21 protein-coding genes are annotated in these 16,232 nt (G+C 65.4%); 10 read left to right on the top strand and 11 right to left on the bottom strand.

Going from position 1 to position 16,232, the window contains the following annotated elements; all coding sequences use genetic code 11:
• Position 1: 1 nt before the first annotated feature.
• The gene (locus B2P87_RS02605) at positions 2-835 is read right to left on the bottom strand and encodes a thymidylate synthase (protein WP_141890655.1); all 834 of its coding nucleotides are present in this window, start codon (positions 833-835) and stop codon (positions 2-4) included.
• Positions 836-1,083: 248 nt separating this feature from the next.
• Between B2P87_RS02605 and B2P87_RS02600 the strand changes: the two genes are divergently transcribed.
• The 3 genes from B2P87_RS02600 (at position 1,084) to B2P87_RS02590 (ending at position 3,926) form a co-directional block, all read left to right on the top strand.
• A complete protein-coding gene (locus B2P87_RS02600) occupies positions 1,084-1,986 on the top strand; it encodes a transferrin-binding protein-like solute binding protein (RefSeq protein ID WP_141890656.1) in 903 nt (300 codons plus the stop codon).
• A 3-nt stretch (positions 1,987-1,989) separates the two neighbouring features.
• Positions 1,990-3,423, top strand: a complete 1,434-nt coding sequence (locus B2P87_RS02595; RefSeq protein WP_141890657.1) for a hypothetical protein — start codon at positions 1,990-1,992, stop codon at positions 3,421-3,423.
• A gap of 74 nt (positions 3,424-3,497) precedes the next feature.
• A complete protein-coding gene (locus tag B2P87_RS02590) occupies positions 3,498-3,926 on the top strand; it encodes a VOC family protein (RefSeq protein ID WP_008554058.1) in 429 nt (142 codons plus the stop codon).
• 135 nt (positions 3,927-4,061) lie between these two features.
• Here B2P87_RS02590 and B2P87_RS02585 read toward each other — a convergent pair whose 3' ends face one another.
• Positions 4,062-4,253 (bottom strand): hypothetical protein, encoded by a 192-nt coding sequence (locus B2P87_RS02585; RefSeq protein WP_141890658.1) that lies wholly within the window; start codon positions 4,251-4,253, stop codon positions 4,062-4,064.
• 13 nt (positions 4,254-4,266) lie between these two features.
• Positions 4,267-4,506: a YdcH family protein gene (locus B2P87_RS02580; RefSeq protein WP_141890659.1), complete on the bottom strand. Its 240-nt coding sequence runs from the start codon at positions 4,504-4,506 to the stop codon at positions 4,267-4,269.
• A gap of 142 nt (positions 4,507-4,648) precedes the next feature.
• On the opposite strand from B2P87_RS02580, the gene B2P87_RS02575 reads away from it, so the two are divergent.
• Positions 4,649-5,572: a hydrogen peroxide-inducible genes activator gene (locus tag B2P87_RS02575; protein ID WP_141890660.1), complete on the top strand. Its 924-nt coding sequence runs from the start codon at positions 4,649-4,651 to the stop codon at positions 5,570-5,572.
• A 523-nt stretch (positions 5,573-6,095) separates the two neighbouring features.
• Here B2P87_RS02575 and B2P87_RS02570 read toward each other — a convergent pair.
• The 3 genes from B2P87_RS02570 to B2P87_RS02560 all read right to left on the bottom strand — a co-directional run bounded on the left by B2P87_RS02570 (position 6,096) and on the right by B2P87_RS02560 (position 7,351).
• Positions 6,096-6,593, bottom strand: coding sequence for a MarR family winged helix-turn-helix transcriptional regulator (locus B2P87_RS02570; RefSeq protein WP_375543687.1), 498 nt, complete (start codon positions 6,591-6,593; stop codon positions 6,096-6,098).
• 76 nt (positions 6,594-6,669) lie between these two features.
• Complete coding sequence (locus B2P87_RS02565; protein ID WP_141890661.1) at positions 6,670-6,927, bottom strand: succinate dehydrogenase assembly factor 2; 258 nt, start codon at positions 6,925-6,927, stop codon at positions 6,670-6,672.
• A 7-nt stretch (positions 6,928-6,934) separates the two neighbouring features.
• Positions 6,935-7,351: a helix-turn-helix domain-containing protein gene (locus B2P87_RS02560; protein WP_058285737.1), complete on the bottom strand. Its 417-nt coding sequence runs from the start codon at positions 7,349-7,351 to the stop codon at positions 6,935-6,937.
• Positions 7,352-7,447: 96 nt separating this feature from the next.
• Between B2P87_RS02560 and B2P87_RS02555 the strand changes: the two genes are divergently transcribed.
• Both B2P87_RS02555 and B2P87_RS02550 read left to right on the top strand, forming a co-directional pair.
• Positions 7,448-8,650, top strand: a complete 1,203-nt coding sequence (locus B2P87_RS02555) for a pyridoxal phosphate-dependent aminotransferase (RefSeq protein ID WP_141890662.1) — start codon at positions 7,448-7,450, stop codon at positions 8,648-8,650.
• A gap of 13 nt (positions 8,651-8,663) precedes the next feature.
• Positions 8,664-9,077 carry a hypothetical protein gene (locus B2P87_RS02550; RefSeq protein WP_141890663.1) on the top strand — a complete coding sequence of 138 codons (414 nt, stop codon included), beginning with the start codon at positions 8,664-8,666 and terminating at the stop codon, positions 9,075-9,077.
• Between the two features lie 21 nt (positions 9,078-9,098).
• Here the strand turns inward: B2P87_RS02550 and B2P87_RS02545 are convergent, their stop codons facing one another.
• On the bottom strand, positions 9,099-9,899 hold the full coding sequence (locus tag B2P87_RS02545) for a hypothetical protein (RefSeq protein ID WP_141890664.1): 801 nt from the start codon (positions 9,897-9,899) through the stop codon (positions 9,099-9,101).
• A 219-nt stretch (positions 9,900-10,118) separates the two neighbouring features.
• On the opposite strand from B2P87_RS02545, the gene B2P87_RS02540 reads away from it, so the two are divergent.
• Positions 10,119-10,982 carry a delta-class carbonic anhydrase gene (locus B2P87_RS02540; RefSeq protein WP_141890665.1) on the top strand — a complete coding sequence of 288 codons (864 nt, stop codon included), beginning with the start codon at positions 10,119-10,121 and terminating at the stop codon, positions 10,980-10,982.
• A gap of 149 nt (positions 10,983-11,131) precedes the next feature.
• Complete coding sequence (locus tag B2P87_RS02535; RefSeq protein ID WP_058285742.1) at positions 11,132-11,494, top strand: PRC-barrel domain-containing protein; 363 nt, start codon at positions 11,132-11,134, stop codon at positions 11,492-11,494.
• Positions 11,495-11,512: 18 nt separating this feature from the next.
• Here B2P87_RS02535 and B2P87_RS02530 read toward each other — a convergent pair whose 3' ends face one another.
• A complete protein-coding gene (locus B2P87_RS02530; protein ID WP_244940718.1) occupies positions 11,513-11,956 on the bottom strand; it encodes a nucleoside deaminase in 444 nt (147 codons plus the stop codon).
• A gap of 174 nt (positions 11,957-12,130) precedes the next feature.
• On the opposite strand from B2P87_RS02530, the gene B2P87_RS02525 reads away from it, so the two are divergent.
• Entirely contained in the window at positions 12,131-12,499 is a 369-nt protein-coding gene (locus tag B2P87_RS02525) for a DUF1428 domain-containing protein (protein WP_141890667.1), read from the top strand.
• Between the two features lie 15 nt (positions 12,500-12,514).
• Here B2P87_RS02525 and B2P87_RS02520 read toward each other — a convergent pair whose 3' ends face one another.
• Positions 12,515-13,897, bottom strand: a complete 1,383-nt coding sequence (locus B2P87_RS02520) for an MATE family efflux transporter (RefSeq protein WP_141890668.1) — start codon at positions 13,895-13,897, stop codon at positions 12,515-12,517.
• A gap of 118 nt (positions 13,898-14,015) precedes the next feature.
• Here B2P87_RS02520 and B2P87_RS02515 point away from each other — a divergent pair, with 118 nt between their 5' ends.
• Positions 14,016-14,666, top strand: a complete 651-nt coding sequence (locus B2P87_RS02515; protein ID WP_141890669.1) for a TIGR02453 family protein — start codon at positions 14,016-14,018, stop codon at positions 14,664-14,666.
• Between the two features lie 3 nt (positions 14,667-14,669).
• Here B2P87_RS02515 and B2P87_RS02510 read toward each other — a convergent pair whose 3' ends face one another.
• Positions 14,670-15,584: a nickel/cobalt transporter gene (locus B2P87_RS02510; RefSeq protein WP_141890670.1), complete on the bottom strand. Its 915-nt coding sequence runs from the start codon at positions 15,582-15,584 to the stop codon at positions 14,670-14,672.
• A gap of 1 nt (position 15,585) precedes the next feature.
• Complete coding sequence (locus B2P87_RS02505; protein ID WP_141890671.1) at positions 15,586-16,221, bottom strand: DUF1007 family protein; 636 nt, start codon at positions 16,219-16,221, stop codon at positions 15,586-15,588.
• Positions 16,222-16,232: the final 11 nt, after the last annotated feature.

Raw genomic sequence — 16,232 nt, 5'->3', positions numbered from 1 at the left:
ATCAGACCGCCACCGGCGCCTTGATCGCCGGATCAGGGTCATAGTTCAGGATCTCGAAATCCTCGTATTTGAAATCGAAGATCGAGCTGACCTGCCGCTTGATCCGCAGCTGCGGCAGCGGCTTGGGCGTGCGCGACAACTGCAGCCGCACCTGCTCCACGTGGTTGGAATAGATATGCGCATCGCCCATCGTATGGACAAAATCCCCCGCCTCATACCCGGTGACATGCGCCAGCATCGCCAGCAGCAGCGCGTAGGAGGCGATGTTGAACGGCACCCCCAGGAACATGTCGGCAGAGCGCTGGTACAGCTGCAAATGCATCTTGCCGCCCGCCACCCGCACCTGCCACAGCGTATGGCAGGGCGGCAGCGCCATGTCCGGCACGTCCGCTGGATTCCAGGCCGATACGATCAAGCGGCGGCTGTCGGGGCTTTTGCGGATCATCTCCACCAGATCCGCAATCTGATCGACGCTGCCGGCGCGGTAGAGCGGCTCATCCCCGGTGGTGCCTTCCGCCAGCTCCAGCTTGGGAAACCGGCGCCACTGATGGCCGTAAACCGGACCCAGATCGCCGTTCTCATCCGCCCATTCATCCCAGATCGAGACGCCGTTTTCCTTCAGGTAACGGATGTTGGTGTCGCCCGACAGGAACCACAACAGCTCATGGATGATGGAGCGCAGATGCAGTTTCTTGGTGGTGACCAGCGGAAACCCGTCGGCCAGGCTGTAGCGCGCCTGCATCCCGAAACAGCTCAGCGTGCCGGTGCCGGTGCGGTCGTCCGATGGCACGCCATTGTCCAGAATATGGCGCAGCTGATCCAGATACTGCTGCATGGAGCCCCCCCTGGCTTTGCCCTGTATATCACGCCCCGGAATACCCCCTGCACCGCCAGCCGCCAAGGGTAAAAATCCGTGCCGGGGCGCGTCCGCCCCACAACATATACGCCGCACAACCGGGCCAAAGCCTACATACGGGTAGCGCATCCGCCACGGTTGCGCCGGAATCCTCAGTGTTCAATTGACTTTGCCGCGGCCGCGCCCGAAGGTGGCGCAAAACGATAAAGATATTGAGGTAGAGGCAGATGAGGCGCTTTTGGCTAGGGATCGCGGCGGCGGCCGCGCTGTCCGCGTGCGGCGGGGGCAACCCTTTCATCACCAGTGATGATGACCCTACGGACGTCACCGGCACAATTCCGGAAGACCTGGCCGGGGACGTCGACAGCGTCAGCTACAACGCCGCCAATCAAACCCTGACGGTGACAGGCGTAGGCCTGGATGACTCACCCTTCCCTGCTACATATGTCCGCAAGCCCGCGCTCGACCGGGCCGGGTACGAGGCCTACACCGTCCAGGACAACGAATTGACGGAACACTCCACCGCCTATGTGCGCACAACAGAAGGCGGCTACGCCGCCGTTGTCGTGACCGGCGGGCAGTTCGGGTTTTTCCAGGGCGGCACCACCTACGGGCGCACCGGCACTTATTCGGCGCCGGACACCAGCCAAAGCGGCACTGGCATCGTCAGCTATGCCGGCACCTACGTTGGCCTGCTGAACGTCGACGGCGACAACGGCGATCTGATCGACCCCTCCAACGGCACCAACCCGTCCATTCTGCCTGGCCAGGCAGCTGAGGTCACCGGCGACGTCTTCATCAATGCCGATTTCACCGACAACCGGGTAAAAGGCGGCATCTACAACCGCCAGATCACCGATCAGCCCGGAACCGCAGTTGAAAACCTAGCCCTCAACCCGACCGGCATCGCTTCCGACGGCAGCTTTACCGGCGACGTCTCAACGGATGGCAGCGCAGTTGGTCAATACGGCGGCGTCTTTGCCGGCTCCAATGCCGCCGCAGTGGCAGGATCGCTGCACGCTACTGACCACATCAGTGCCCTCCGAGGCGGCACGGTTCCGATCGAGGAATACGGCGTCTTTGTGCTTGGCTCCTGCGACGGCGCCAGCCCGGACCCGGCCTGCCCCTAAACCATGCGCAAGGCAATTGCGGCATGTCTGATGCTGGGCCTGGCAACGGCCCAGCCCTCCGCTCAGGAGACCAAGCAGCCCCAGATGCACCTGTCGCTCCAGCAGGGGCATGTTCTGGCGGCGCATGCCTTGAGTTCCGGCAACCACCAGCTGGCGCTGCGGGTGTCGGAGGCGCTGCTGCAGGCCGACCGCAAGAACCACCTGGCCTGGCACCTTCAGGCCGCCGCCTATGCGCAGGCCGGGCAGCCGGATAAGGGCCGCAAATCCGCCGCCCGCGCCTTCCGCTTCGCCCCCGACGACGCCACCAAATACCAGATGGCCCAGCTCGCCTCCCGCCTGGCGTTCCAGGGCGGCAGCCCGGTCCTGTCGCAATACTGGCTGCGCCGCACCGCAGTCTACGCGCCCGACAGGAAGGCCGAAGAGCTGATCGCCAAGGACTATCAGGCGCTGCGCCGCATCAGCCCCTGGTCCTTCCGGCTGAGCGGCGGGCTGAAACCATCGAACAATGTGAACAACGGCTCCGATGCCGCGACGCAGGAAATCGACGGGCTGTCGTCGCATGAAAACCGGTTCGGGCCGCGGGCGGTTGCCCTGTCCGGTCTCATTGGCACCCTTGATGCCGGCATAACCCGCCGCCTGCGCCAGAGCGGCACCAGCCTGACCACGCTCAGCGGGCGCCTCTATGTGCAGCGCGTGGCCCTGTCCTCCGGCGCCAAGGCAGAGGCGGCAGATCTTGCCGCCAGCACCGGGACCACGGCCCCCCGGAATTCAGAATTCGGATCGACCTATGGCGAGATCACCCTCAGCCACGCCTTCACCGCAGGCCCTGCGGACAAGGGCGGCAGCGCCCGGGCCGACCTGACCGCCGCCACCTCCTGGTACGGTGGCCAACGAAACTACAACCTTGCGAAACTGTCTGCCGCCCGCAGCTGGGCCCTCTCGCCCCGCAGCCGCCTCACCCTCAACGGCAGCGCCGAACACCGCCTGGATCCGCGACTGGCCAGCCTGCAAGCCGATGTCTTCGGCCTTGGGGCATCGCTGTCGCGCAAGCTTGAAAACGGCGACAGCCTCACCTTCACGCTTGGCCTGCGCGACACCCGGGCAAACAGCGTGAACTCCAGCGGCCAAACCGCCACCGTTCACGTCGGCTATGCCTTCGGGCAGCTGGTCGGCCCGGCCAGGATCAGCACCGGCCTGATTTTGGGGGCCGCCGATTACCCGGACCACATCTTCTATGACGGCAGCGACTGGCAGCCCATCCCCGGCGGCCGCCAGGACCGCTCCGTCTATGCTGACCTGAACCTGTTCTTCGAAGACTACGACTACGCCGGCTTTGCGCCAATGCTGCGGGTCCGGGCCGGCAAGCGCAGTTCCAACCACAGCCGCTTTGACAGCTCGGAATTCTCCGTCTCGCTGGGGATCGAGTCAAAATTCTGACACCGCCCGGCGCTTTTGCTGGCCTTCCCGCGCCGCGCCGCTAAAGTCCCTGACAGCGATAACAGGAGACCCCCATGCCCCTCAAATATCTGCACACCATGGTCCGGGTGAAGGATCTGGAGAAATCCATGGCCTTCTACGAGCTGCTGGGCCTCAAGGAGACCCGGCGCTGGGAAAACGAGCAGGGCCGTTTCACCCTGATCTTCATGGCACCGCCGGGCCAGGAGGAAACCCCGCTGGAGCTGACCTACAACTGGGACGGCGACGACGCGCTTCCCGATGACAGCCGCCATTTCGGCCATCTTGCCTATGGGGTGGACGATATCTATGCCACCTGCCAGCACCTGATGGACAACGGCGTCACCATCAACCGGCCGCCGCGCGACGGGCATATGGCCTTCGTGCGTTCGCCCGACAACGTCTCCATCGAACTGCTCCAGAACGGCGAGTCGCTGGCCCCGGCAGAACCTTGGGCCAGCATGGAAAACACCGGCCACTGGTAGGCGCCGGCAGGCCGCGGGGTCCGGTGCGGACCGGCGGCGGCCCGTTCGATCGGTTCGGCTGAAAAGAAATCAGCCCTCCGGCTTGCACCGGAGGGCGATCAGGCGGCTTCGCGCGGCGCGCGTGTCTCCGCCCCCTCAGGCCCGGCGGGTCTGGGATCCGTACGTCAGCGTCACCTGCGAACGCTGCCCGGCGATAAAGGGGCTGCCGCCATCAGGACCGTCGTCGTCCTCTTTTTCTTCCTCATCAAGCAGGGCCGCGCGCATATCGTCCAGATCGGCGCTGTGCATAAAGCCCGCACCGCTCAGCGGATGGGTATACTGAAACATCACCGCTGCCTCCCTATGCGGACTGCTGCTGCGAAAAGCCCGGCAGCCCGGTGCGGCGCAGCTGGGTCAGGCAGCGCATGATCTCATCCTTGGTCCGCAGGCGCTGGCGCTTCAGCCCCTGCAGCATCATGCTGCACGGCGACGGGCGTTTCAGCTCCTTGGCGATTTTCGCCTTCAGCGACTGGTGCTTCAGGCGCAGCTTGGCCAGCCTCACCTGCAGCGAGAAAACCTTTACCCGTGGACTGTTCTTCATCAATTGCCTCCTTTTTTCCGGTACCGGCGGCACACCACCCCGCCGCCTGACACTCAAGATGGGCTGCAATTGCCTTTTAAGAAGCCAATAGTATTGTGAATAAAGATAGGTTTTAGCTATCCAACGCAATGGAGGGCCCCAGATGCCGGAGATCACCCTGCGCCAGCTGCGCTATTTCTCTGTCCTCAGCAAAGCCCTGCAATACCGCAATGCGGCGCGGCAGCTGGGCATCAGCCAGCCCTCCCTCAGCCTGCAGATCGCCGCCCTGGAGAAGGCCCTGGACACGCGCCTGATCGAACGGCGGCGCAGCGGCCTGATCCTGACGCCGGCAGGACGGGACACCGCCCTCCAGGCCGAAAAGATCCTGCAGGATGTGGAGCGGCTCAGCCAGACCGCGGGGGCCTCAGGCGCCCAGCTGGAGGGCACCCTGCGGCTCGGTTCGTCGCCGACAATCGGCCCCTACCTGCTGCCGCGGGTGCTGCGGCGCCTGCATCAGTCTTTCCCGGACCTCAAGCTGGTCATCCGCGACGCCCCCCCGCGCGAGCTGACGGAGGATCTGCTGGCGGGCCGGCACGATCTGATCCTGACCCAGCTGCCGGTGCCGCGCGATGACATCCGCCACACCTTCCTGTTCCGGGAGCCGCTGAGCCTGGCTGTGGCCCGGGACCACCCGCTGGCCGGCCAAAAGCGGGTGAAGACCGCGGATCTGGCCGGGGAGAACCTGCTCAGCCTCAACCCGTCTTACACGCTGAGCCGCCAGGTCTCGCATCTCAGCGCGGCGTCGGGGGCAAACCTGCGCGAGGATTTCGAGGGCACCAGCCTTGATGCGCTGCGCCAGATGGTCTCGCTTGGCATGGGCGTCACGCTGCTGCCCGCGCTGTATGTCGGCTCCGAAGTCAAGCGCGGCGAAGGCGATGTCGCAGTGATCCCGATGCAGCCGGTGCTTTACCGGCAGGCCGGCCTGGCCTGGCGCCGCAGCAGCGGCAGCCCGCCCGCCTTCCTGAAACTCGCAGACTTCATCCGCAGCGTTGCCGAACAGGAATTTTCCGATCAGGTGATCCTGTAAACCCGGACACAGGCCAGGCCGCGCGGGGGCCGCCGTGAACCGCATCTGTCCGCCTGGCGGCAAGGCCCCAGGCCAGCGCCCGGTCCGCTGCCGGCAGCCCCAGCCCAGTCAGCCCGGCCAACGCAGCCAGCCCGCCAACGCAGTCAGCGTGATGGAGCTTCGCTTGGGCGGCCCCGGTTGCGCAGTTGGCTGTACCGCCCGGCACAACGCAAAAAACCGGCACAGCGCCTGACCGGTGCTGTCCGTGCCCGGCGGTGCAATACCCCGCCTTCCGGTTTTCTGAAAAACACAAACCAATAATAATTTCCGCTTCAGCGGGACAAGCCGCCGCAGGGTAAACCCCTCATGCGGGAACAAGGGCGGTCACTTCTGCAACCTTCAGCCGCGGCCCCGCACGGGTCCCGGCGCTTTGCCCTTCAATACACCCGGAACACGGTTTCCCCTCATGCCCGGTTTTGGCCTGCCAGTGCTTTGCCAGCATTTCACGGCCCGTCGCCACCGGGATCATCGCCCGGCCAGCGCCTTAGTAGATATAGCGGATCTGATCCGACCAGTAGCGCTCCACCCGCTTCAGCGAGGCGGTGATATCCTCGATCCCCTCCGAGGAGATCACGTTCTTGCCTTCCAGCCCTTCGGCATGGCGGGCAAACAGCGCCGACACGATATCGCGGATCTCACGGCCGCGCTGAGTCAGCCGCACCCGCACCGAGCGGCGGTCGATCTCGCAGCGCTGATGGTGCATATAGCCCATCTCGACCAGCTTCTTGAGGTTGTAGCTGACATTGCTGCCCTGATAGTAGCCGCGGGTCTTCAATTCCCCGGCGGTCACCTCATTGTCACCGATGTTGAACAGCAAAAGCGCCTGAACCGCGTTGATTTCCAGCACGCCGACGCGTTCAAACTCGTCCTTGATGACATCCAGCAGCAGACGGTGGAGACGCTCGACAAGGGCCAGCGCCTCCAGGTAGCCAGTCATGAAACCTTTGCGGTCCGTCCGGCTAATTGGCAATTCCATACTCATTCGCATCTCCGACTCGAATTTGCTTCTGAGGTAAGATGCCAACAATTCCCGAAAAATCGGTTAAGCCGGTATTTTATTATTTTTGGTACGTTTGCGCTATGTCCGCGACCAGTGCGCGGAACCGCTCCTGCGGCTCCGCCTGGCCGGTCACCCACTGGTACAGATCCTGGTCGTTTTCGTGCAGCAGCTGGTCATAAAGATCCAGCTGCGCAGTATCCATCTGCTCCAGATTGGCGGCTGCAAAGGCCGACAGCAGGATATCCATTTCCTTGATACCCCGGCGCATAGAGCGCATCTGCAGCCGTTTCAGGCGGATGGTCCGGTCTTCCTGCATCCTGGTCTCAGGCAACTTCTGTGGTCTGGCCGTCATTGACCTGCAGCAGGGTCCGCAGCTTCTTCTCCAGCCGCGCCGCCCGCTCCGCATTCTGGCGCATTTCGCTGCGCAGGTCACGCAACTCGTTCAGAATGCTTGTGAAATCGCCCGCTTCCAGCTCCAGCGGCGCCGGTTCCGACATCCCTTCGCCCTCGCCGGTCAGCAGCCAGGACATCGACACGTTCAACACGCCGGCCAGCATCGTCAGCTTGTTGGCGCGCGGCTCCGCCAGGTCGCGTTCCCAGGCGCTGAGCGTGGACTTCTTGATCCCAAGCCGGCGCGCAAGCTGGCCCTGGGTCATTCCGGCAGCTTCCCGTGCAGCCGCCACGCGGTCGCCAAATGTCGCTGCGTCCGGGCCGTACCAGTCTGTAGTCTGCTCCGTCATTGCCAGTTCTCCTCATCCAGTTTGAACGCGGCTTGATCGCCGTCCAGCCGCACCCTATGACAGTTGCGAGCAACATACAAACCGAGGCCGCAGACCATGTCTTTCCTGTCCGAGACCTTATCCCGCGTCAAACCGTCACCGACCATTGCGATGACTGCCAAGGCGGCCGAGCTGAAGGCCGCCGGACGCGACGTCATCGGCCTCAGCGCCGGCGAGCCGGACTTTGACACGCCGCAAAACATCAAGGACGCGGCCGTCGCCGCCATCGCCGCGGGCAAGACCAAATACACCGCCCCCGACGGCATCGCGGAGCTGAAACAGGCGGTCTGCGCCAAGATGAAGCGCGATCACGGGCTGGACTACACGCCGGCGCAGGTCTCCGTCGGCACCGGCGGCAAGCAGACGCTGTACAACGCCCTGATGGCCACCCTGAACGACGGCGACGAGGTGGTGATTCCCGCCCCCTACTGGGTTTCCTACCCCGACATGGTGCTGCTGGCGGGCGGCACGCCGGTGATTGCCGAAACCTCGCTGCAGACCAATTTCAAGCTGACCGCGGATCAGCTGGAGGCGGCGATCACCCCCAACACCAAATGGTTCATCTTCAACTCCCCCTCCAACCCCACCGGCGCGGGCTACAGCCGGGAGGAACTGAAGGCGCTGACAGACGTGCTGCTGCGCCACCCGCATGTCTGGGTGATGACCGACGACATGTATGAGCATCTGGCCTATGACGGGTTCGAATTCTGCACCCCCGCCCAGGTGGAGCCGCAGCTTTACGACCGCACCCTCACCTGCAACGGCGTCTCCAAGGCCTATGCGATGACCGGCTGGCGCATCGGCTATGCCGCAGGCCCGGAGAAACTGATCGCAGCCATGCGCAAGGTGCAGTCGCAGTCCACCTCCAACCCCTGCTCGGTCAGCCAATGGGCCGCGGTAGAGGCGCTCAACGGCACCCAGGAGTTTCTGGCGCCCAACAACGAAACCTTCGTCCGCCGCCGCGATCTGGTGGTGTCGATGCTGAATGAAATCGACGGCATCTCCTGCCCCACGCCCGAGGGCGCGTTCTATGTCTACCCCTCCATTGCCGGTCTGATCGGCAAGACCACGCCCGCGGGCAAGGTGATTGAAACGGACGAGGATTTTGCCACCGCCCTGCTGGAAGAGGCCGATGTCGCCGTGGTCTTTGGTGCGGCCTTCGGCCTGTCGCCGAACTTCCGCGTCAGCTACGCCACCTCGGACGCAGCGCTGGAGGAGGCCTGCCGCCGCATCCAGACCTTCTGCGCCGCGCTGGCCTGACAGGAGACAAGGCATGAGCGCCGATCTGCCGGAGTATTATTTCCGCGTCCGTGAAAACGGCGCTTTTGTTTTCCGCGTCGACACCGAAAACCGCCAGCGGCGGATCGAGATGGACCAGATCGCCGTTGTGAACATCCGCAACGGCGAGATCAAGCCGCACGGCCAGCGCCAGCTCAGCGATCAGGACATGGCCGAGATCAAGTCCTGGATGGCGGCCCGCACCGCCACCCTCGCCGCCCGCGATACCGACGATATCCACCGGGCCATCGACCATCTGAACCTGACCGCCCACTGGGCCAACAGCCGCGCCACCGATGAGCAGCTGGAGGATGTCACCGATGCGCTGCTGCTGGCCATGCACGACCTGCGCAGCGTGCTGGTGCGCAAGAAGGCTGATCGGCTGATCAAGGCCCGCGGCGGCGAATAAGCCACCCGCATCGCGGCCGGGTCAGCCGCAAAACAGCGAGCGCACCGAATAAGACCGGAACCGCACCGGCGGCGGCGGCCGGTCCCGGCCGTCCAGCCCCGAAGCACGCGGCGGCAGCAGCGGGTTCCCCAGCAAGAACAGGCTGCGCTGCCATTGCTCCAGCGGCGTTCCCGCCTGCGGACCGCCCAGTTGCAGCCGCCACTGCAGATGCAGTATACCCCGTGACCGCGCATCGCCGCCCAGCCGGAACAGGCCGCTTGCGCTTGCAGGCACAGGCTGCGGCTCCGCGCCCTCCACGCTGGCGATCTGGCAAATGTGCTGGGCCGCCACCGCCGCCTCCAGCCCGCCGCCCGGTTGCTGACGGAACAGGGTGACGGCGTGACCGGCCTTGATGCCAGCCCCGCGGATGGCAAACTCAAGCACCCGCGGCAGCTCAAACCGCTGTGTTTGCGCACCCGGCCCGAACAGCCGGTCCTCGCCCTGCCAGCGTTCGCCGCTGGCAAACCGCAGCACATAGCGCCCCGGCGGCACCAGCACCTTGAAGAATGCGCCGCCCTCGATATAGGCCGCCAGCGCCGCCGCGCCGGTCTCTGCATCGCTGAGGGTGAGGTAATAATCCGCCCCCGCCGGCGTCTTCACTTGCAAGGGAAACACGGCGGGCAGCCCGGTGCGGTTCCACATCAGCCCGGCCCTTGGCGGCGCGGGGCTGGTCTGCGCAGGCACAGCAGCCGGCAGCAGGCAGGCCAGCAGCGCCAGCAGCGCCAGCAGCAGGACCTGCCGCAGACCCGGCCACCGCGTGCTGATGAAATGGCGTCGTGCCATGCTGGCGCCTCCCTGCCGGCGGCAATCTTGCTCCCCCTGTAGCTTACCACAGCGCCGCCGCAGGAAAAGCGTGGCGCAATCAACCTTTACGATATTAACAATCCTTAAACACAACTTAATTACCACACCAATGCCGCTGCCGCCCTGGCAGCCGGGAACGGCACCTGCGGCGGCACCCCGGCGCAATTTCTCTGGTTTTCAGTTACAACAGGATCCCCCATGCAAAAAGTGACTCTGGCCCTGGCCGCCGCAACCGCCTCCGCTTTGCTCACCAGCACCGCCGCTTATGCGGTTGATGCGGCCCCGGTTGCTGATGACGTGATCGCGGCGCAGCGCGCTGCGCTTACTGCCCGGACCAAAGGCGCGGGCTTCGGCCCGCAATCCCCGCGCGACATTGATGCCGCTTCCGGCGCCAACAGCCGCAGTTTTGAACCGGCCCCGCCCTCCACCGCCATGAACCTCTGCAACATCCACTTTCACAAGAACGCCGAACACCGCGGCGGTGAATTCACCACCTATGCCGGCAATGGCGACGGCCAGGGCCACGGCACCGGCTACACATACGACGGCACGCTGACCGCGGCAGAAACCGCCGCGCTGGACCACCCGATCGGCGCCTCCGCCCATGGCGGCCTGCAGCCCGGCGACACGATCGAGGTGCATTACGTCCACTCCACCGCCCAAGTGCAGCCCGGCCCCACGCTCGGCGCCTGCCTCAGCGATGCGATCAAGAACCCCCAGCTGAGGGTGGAGGCGCAGGTGTTTGTGCTGGTGAACGATGACGCCGCGCTTGATTTCGCCGTGCTGGCCGAACCCGGCATGGCCAACGGGCTGCATCAGGCCGTCAATATTCCCAGCTCCACCGGCACCCCGGTGCAATATGCAGGCTCCACCACCGGCCCCGGCTATAACGAGGCTGGCTCCCCCTTCCAGGTGACCTGGAGCGTGCGCCCCAAGGTTGCCAAGGTGAACATCCATTCGGTCGGGAAGTGGCTGGACGGCAATGTCTTTGACGAGGACCACGCGCACGGCGTGCGCAATCTGGTGACCAATCCGGACCTGCTGTCGCACATCACCCGGTAACCGCCTGGACCGCTCCGCCTGGCCTGCTGCCGCCCCGGACGCAGGCCAGGCAAGGGGCTTCGCGCCGCCCGGCCCGCCCGCCCGGCACCGGAACAATCGGCCAGCCGGGACGTTGTTTCTTTGTCCATACGAGAAACAGGAGCAAGACCATGCAACAGGCTCAACACGGCTCTGGCGGCAGCCTCGTCTCGACAAATGACGTCACCGGCACCGCGGTCTACGACAAGACCGGCGAGAAGGCGGGCACCATTGATCACCTGATGATCGACAAGTCCTCTGGCAAGGCCGTTTACGCGATCATGACCTTCGGCGGCTTCCTGGGCCTTGGCGAACGGGAATTCGTGATCCCGTGGGGGGCGCTCTCATACGACAGCGGCCTGGACGGGTTCCGCACCAGCATCACACCGGACCAGCTGAAAAGCGCCCCGGCGCAGTACGAAGGCTGGCACCGCGACCGCAAGCACGAGGAAAGCATCTACGATCATTACCACGTGCCCTATTACTGGTTCTGACCGCGCCTCCCCTATCCCCTATTCGGCGATGTCTTCCGCCCACAGCTCCGGCTTTTCGCGGATGAACCGCTGCATCAGCGCGATGCAGTCCGGGTCCTCGGCGATCACCACCTCGACACCGCGGGCGCGCAGGAATTCTTCATTGCCGCCAAAATTCTGCGTGTCGCCGATCACCACCCGCGGAATGCCGAACTGCACGATGGTGCCGCTGCACATCATGCAGGGCGACAGCGAGGTATAAAGCACCGTATCGCGGTAAGACGTCTGCCGCCCCGCCTTGCGCAGCGCATCCATCTCGCCATGCGCAATCGGGTCGCCCATCTGCACCCGCTGATTGCGCCCCTGCGCCACCACCTGGCCGCCGCGCGCCAGCACTGAGCCGATCGGGCAGCCGCCCTCGTCAAATCCCGCCTTGGCTTCCTCATTGGCAATCCGCAGCAGGCGTTTGTCGTCGTCGGTCATCATGGGCAAGAGGCTTTCCGGTTGAAAATCAGACTGTTCCAGAACCCTGCCCGCAGGGCGCCAGACGGTCAACCCCGCGCCGCGGCGCGCAGCAAGAGACTGGAGCGAACGGCCGCCCCGTGCCACACTCGCCCAGGCCGGGCCGCGCCCCGGCCGATCCTTGGGAGGGCCGCCATGTATGTCGCCGGATTCGTGATCCCCGTGCCGGAAGAAAACTTCGAAGCCTACAAGGCCTGGGCGAAAACCAGTGCCAAGCTGTTCCGGGAATACGGCTGTCTCGAGTCTGTCGATTCCTGGGAGGACAACGTGCCGGACGGCGAGACCACCGATTTCCGCCGCGCCGTCGCCGCCCGCCCGGGGGAGCGGATCGTCTTTTGCTGGCAGGTTTGGCCCAGCCGGGAAGACATGGAAGAGGCCGAAGCCCGGATCGCCAAGGACACCCGGTTTGACATCCCGGTCGAAATCCCCTTTGACCACCGCCGCCTGATCCTGGGCGCATTCTCCCCCATCCACACCATGGGGCGCGGCACCGGGTGGGAGTGACCGGCCCTGCCCGGCCTACGCGGGCTTCGCCCCCACCCGTTTGATTGACTGCCCCCAGAACCGCTTCATCAGGAACAGCCCCGCTGCGGTAAGCCCCGCAACCAGCCCCATCCAGACGCCGGCGCCGCCCCAGCCAAGCACGAACCCCATGACATAAGAGGCCGGGATGCCCACTGCCCAATAGCTGAGCACTGCAATCACCATCGGCACACCGGTGTCCTGCACCCCGCGCAGCAGGCCCAGCGCAACCGCCTGCATCCCGTCCATCATCTGAAACAGTGCCGCCGCCGCCAGCAGGCCCCCGCCGATCAGCAGGATCTGATCCTTCTGCGGGTCAGCCGGGTCAAGAAACAGCGACATCAGCGGGCCGGGGATGGCCAGGAACAGGGTGATCCCCACCACCGAAACCCCCAGCGACATCACCGTCACCACCTTGCCGCCGCGCGCCATATGCGCCCGGTCGCCGCGGCCAAAGGCATTGCCCGCGCGGATGGTGGCGGCATTGGACAGCCCCAGATGCACCATGAACGTCAGCCCCGCCAGCGAGATCGCAATCCCATGCGCCGCCAGCGGCACCGTGCCCAGCCAGCCCATCATCATCGCCGAGGCCGCGAACAGGCTGCTCTCGCTCAGCGTCGTGAGGCCAATCGGCGCCCCCATCCGGAACACCCGGGCCAGCATCTCCCAGTCGGGCCGCTGGAAGTTCTTCAGCAGTTCATGCTCCGGCAGCGCCTTCAGCGCATAGGCCAGCACCAGCGCAAAGGACACCCCGTTGGTCACCAGGGAGGCAATCGCCGCCCCGGTAATCCCCAGCTCCGGCGCGCCCCAGTTGCCGAAAATCAGCGCATAGTTCACCAGCGCATTCAGCACCGCCCCGATCACCGACAGCCACAGCACGATCTGGGTCCGCTCCAGCGCCGCCAGATAGGATTTGGCGACCATGTACAACAGCGCCGGAAAGACCGCCCAGCCGGCGATCCGCAGATACTCTGCCGCCGCATGGGCCACCTGCGGCTCCTGCCCCAGCAAAAGCAGGATCGGCTCCGACCACCACAGCAAGGGCATCGCCAGCGCGCAATAGGCCAGCGACAGCCACAGCCCCATCCGGGTGGAGCGGCGGATCTGCCGCTCCTCGCCCGCGCCGGCCGCCGCCGCCACCATCGGCATTACCGCAAAGGCAAAGCCGGACCCAAGGAGGAAGATCGAAAAGAAATAGGTCGAGCCCAGCGTCACCGCTGCCAGCTCCTCCACCCCGTACCAGCCCAGCATCACCGTATCGGTGAGGCCGATGGCAAACTGCGCCACATGGCCGCCGATCAGCGGCAGGCCAAGAACGGCGATTGCCCGGGCATGGCCGCCGGGGGACATTTCGGAGTGTCGGTTCGTTAACGTGCTCATGAAATCAGCCTTAGGCCCGCCGGAAGGCTCCGGCAAGAGCAGAGTCTCCTTGCCCCCCGCACAGGCCCATGGTGGTATTCTGCACAGACCGCCCCACCGCTTGCAGGAGCCTATTCAAATGACCGACCCCTTTGCGCAGCTGATCCCCGACGCCCGCGCCTTCCTGACGGAGCTGTCGCAGGACAACAGCCGCGACTGGTTCACCACGCATAAGGACCGGTATGAGGCGCAGCTCAAATCCCCCGCCCTGCTGCTGCTGGACGAGGTCGCGCAGGCGATCACCAAACGGACCGGCAGGCAGGCCGTGCCCAGATTGTTCCGCCCTCAGCGCGACGTCCGGTTTTCCAAGGACAAGACGCCCTACAAGACCCATCTGCACATGATGTGGACGGTAAACGGCGCAGGCTGTGCGCTGTTCTTCGGCATCGACCCCAAGTCCTGCACCACCGGCGGCGGCATCATGAACTTCACCAAGGCGCAATTGCCTGTCTGGCGCACCGCGGTCGACGGCGAAACCGGGGATGAGGCCGCAGCCATGTTGGACATCCTCGCGCTCAAGGGCTTTGCCTCTAATGAGCCCGAGCTGAAACGCGTTCCCGCCCCCTTTGGCAAGGCCCATCCCCACGGCCACCTGCTGCAGCGCAAGTCGCTGACCTTCTGGCACGAAATGAGCCCGCGCGAACAGGCCGCCCCGATGGCGGCGCTGATGTCCGCCTATCTGACGCTGGAGCCGATGTTCAAACTTCTGGAAGACGCACTGGAAGCCTGAGCCTCACAGCGCCCGCAGCATGATCTGAAAGGCCAGCACGGCCACCACCCCGCCCGCCAGGATCTCCAGCACCGCGGCAGCGCGCAAGGCACCGGTTCCCTGCATCTGTGCCAGCGCCCCCTTGCGCATCGTGACGGCAGCGGCGGCCACGGCGACCGTGACCGTGGCCGTGCCCAGCCCCATGGCGAAGGCGCCGGCAATCCCGGACCACAAGACGCCCATCCGCCAGGTCAGCAGCAGCAGGAACACCGCCCCGGTGCAGGGCCTCAGCGCCACCGCGCCGATGATCGCCAGCGCGTCGCGCAGGGAGTGGACATTGGCCGCCTCCTCCGCCGTTGGCCCGTGCCGGTGCCCGCAGGAGGAACACACCTCCCCAGCCTCATGATCATGGTGGTGATGGCCGTGGGCGCCGTGTCCGCCAGCCCGGCTGCCCAGCAGCCGCCGCACACCGCGCGCCAGCAGCCACAGGCCCACCAGTGCAATCAGCCCGTAGGACAGCGGCGCCAGCACATCCTCGGCCGCGCTGGTCAGCTGCTCGCGGCCCCAGTCCAGCAGCATCAGCCCGCCCGCCACCAGCAGCACCGCCGTGGCCGCCTGCGCCAGCGAGGACGCCAGCGCCAGCCCGGCCAGCCGCGCCAGGGGCACCGGCTTGCCCATGCCATAGCCGCCGATCACCAGCTTGCCATGGCCCGGCCCGGCGGCGTGGAAAAACCCGTACGCGAAACACAAGGACAACAGCGCCGTCAGCGCCCCCGGCTCACCCGCGCGCAAGGCCCGCAGGCCCCGCGCCATCGCATTCTGCGCCTCCCGCTGGCCTTCCGCCGCCCAGGCCGACACCAGCCCGGCGCCGCCGAACCCCCACAGCCAGACCGCCAGACCCGCCACGCCCAGCGCAGCTATGGCCAGGAAAAAACGCACCTTACGCCCCGCAGCTCAACCGCACGGTATCGGCAAAGGCCTCTCCCACCTCCGGATAGGCGTCCTCTGCCTGGTCCGCAGGCATGGCATAAAGCAGCTCTTCCACCTTGGTATAGGCTGCATCCAGATCCGGCGGCGTGACGCTGGCCTGGCAGCCGCCCGAAACTTCCAGGCCGCCGGTCATCGTGTAAGCGGTGTAATAGCCCGGATCATAGGCCTTGATCACCACGCCATCGGCGGCCTGCGGCTCTGTCAGCACGCGGCGGTGCCGGGTGGTGATGCGCCCGTCCGCCACTTCGGTGGCCAGATGCTCCGGCGCGCCCATTTCCAGCGCTTCGCCCGACCGGGTCAGATAGGTGTCGCCCTGAAACCCCTCGACCCAGGCCATGTCGAACCCCTGCAGCTTTGCCAGCTCCTGCGCCGTCAGCGCGCCGTCGTAATCGCCATCCAGCCCCCGGTCCTCGAAAATCAGCAGCGAATAGAACTCGTCATAGGCCCAAGTGATCTCAACCGCCTCCAGCTGCCCGGAGTCCGAGACAATCACCTTCAGGGCGGTATCGACAAAGATATGCGGATGCGACCCGGCATCCTGCGGGGCCAGCACTGCTGCGGCCAGCAAGGGAATAATACGCTTCATGGGTCAAAGCT

It is taken from the genome of Leisingera sp. UBA4491 (assembly GCF_002388965.1).
Lineage (GTDB): Bacteria > Pseudomonadota > Alphaproteobacteria > Rhodobacterales > Rhodobacteraceae > Leisingera > Leisingera aquaemixtae.
Note: the sequence above shows the minus strand (reverse complement) of the source record. Positions and strands in the feature narration are given on the sequence as shown.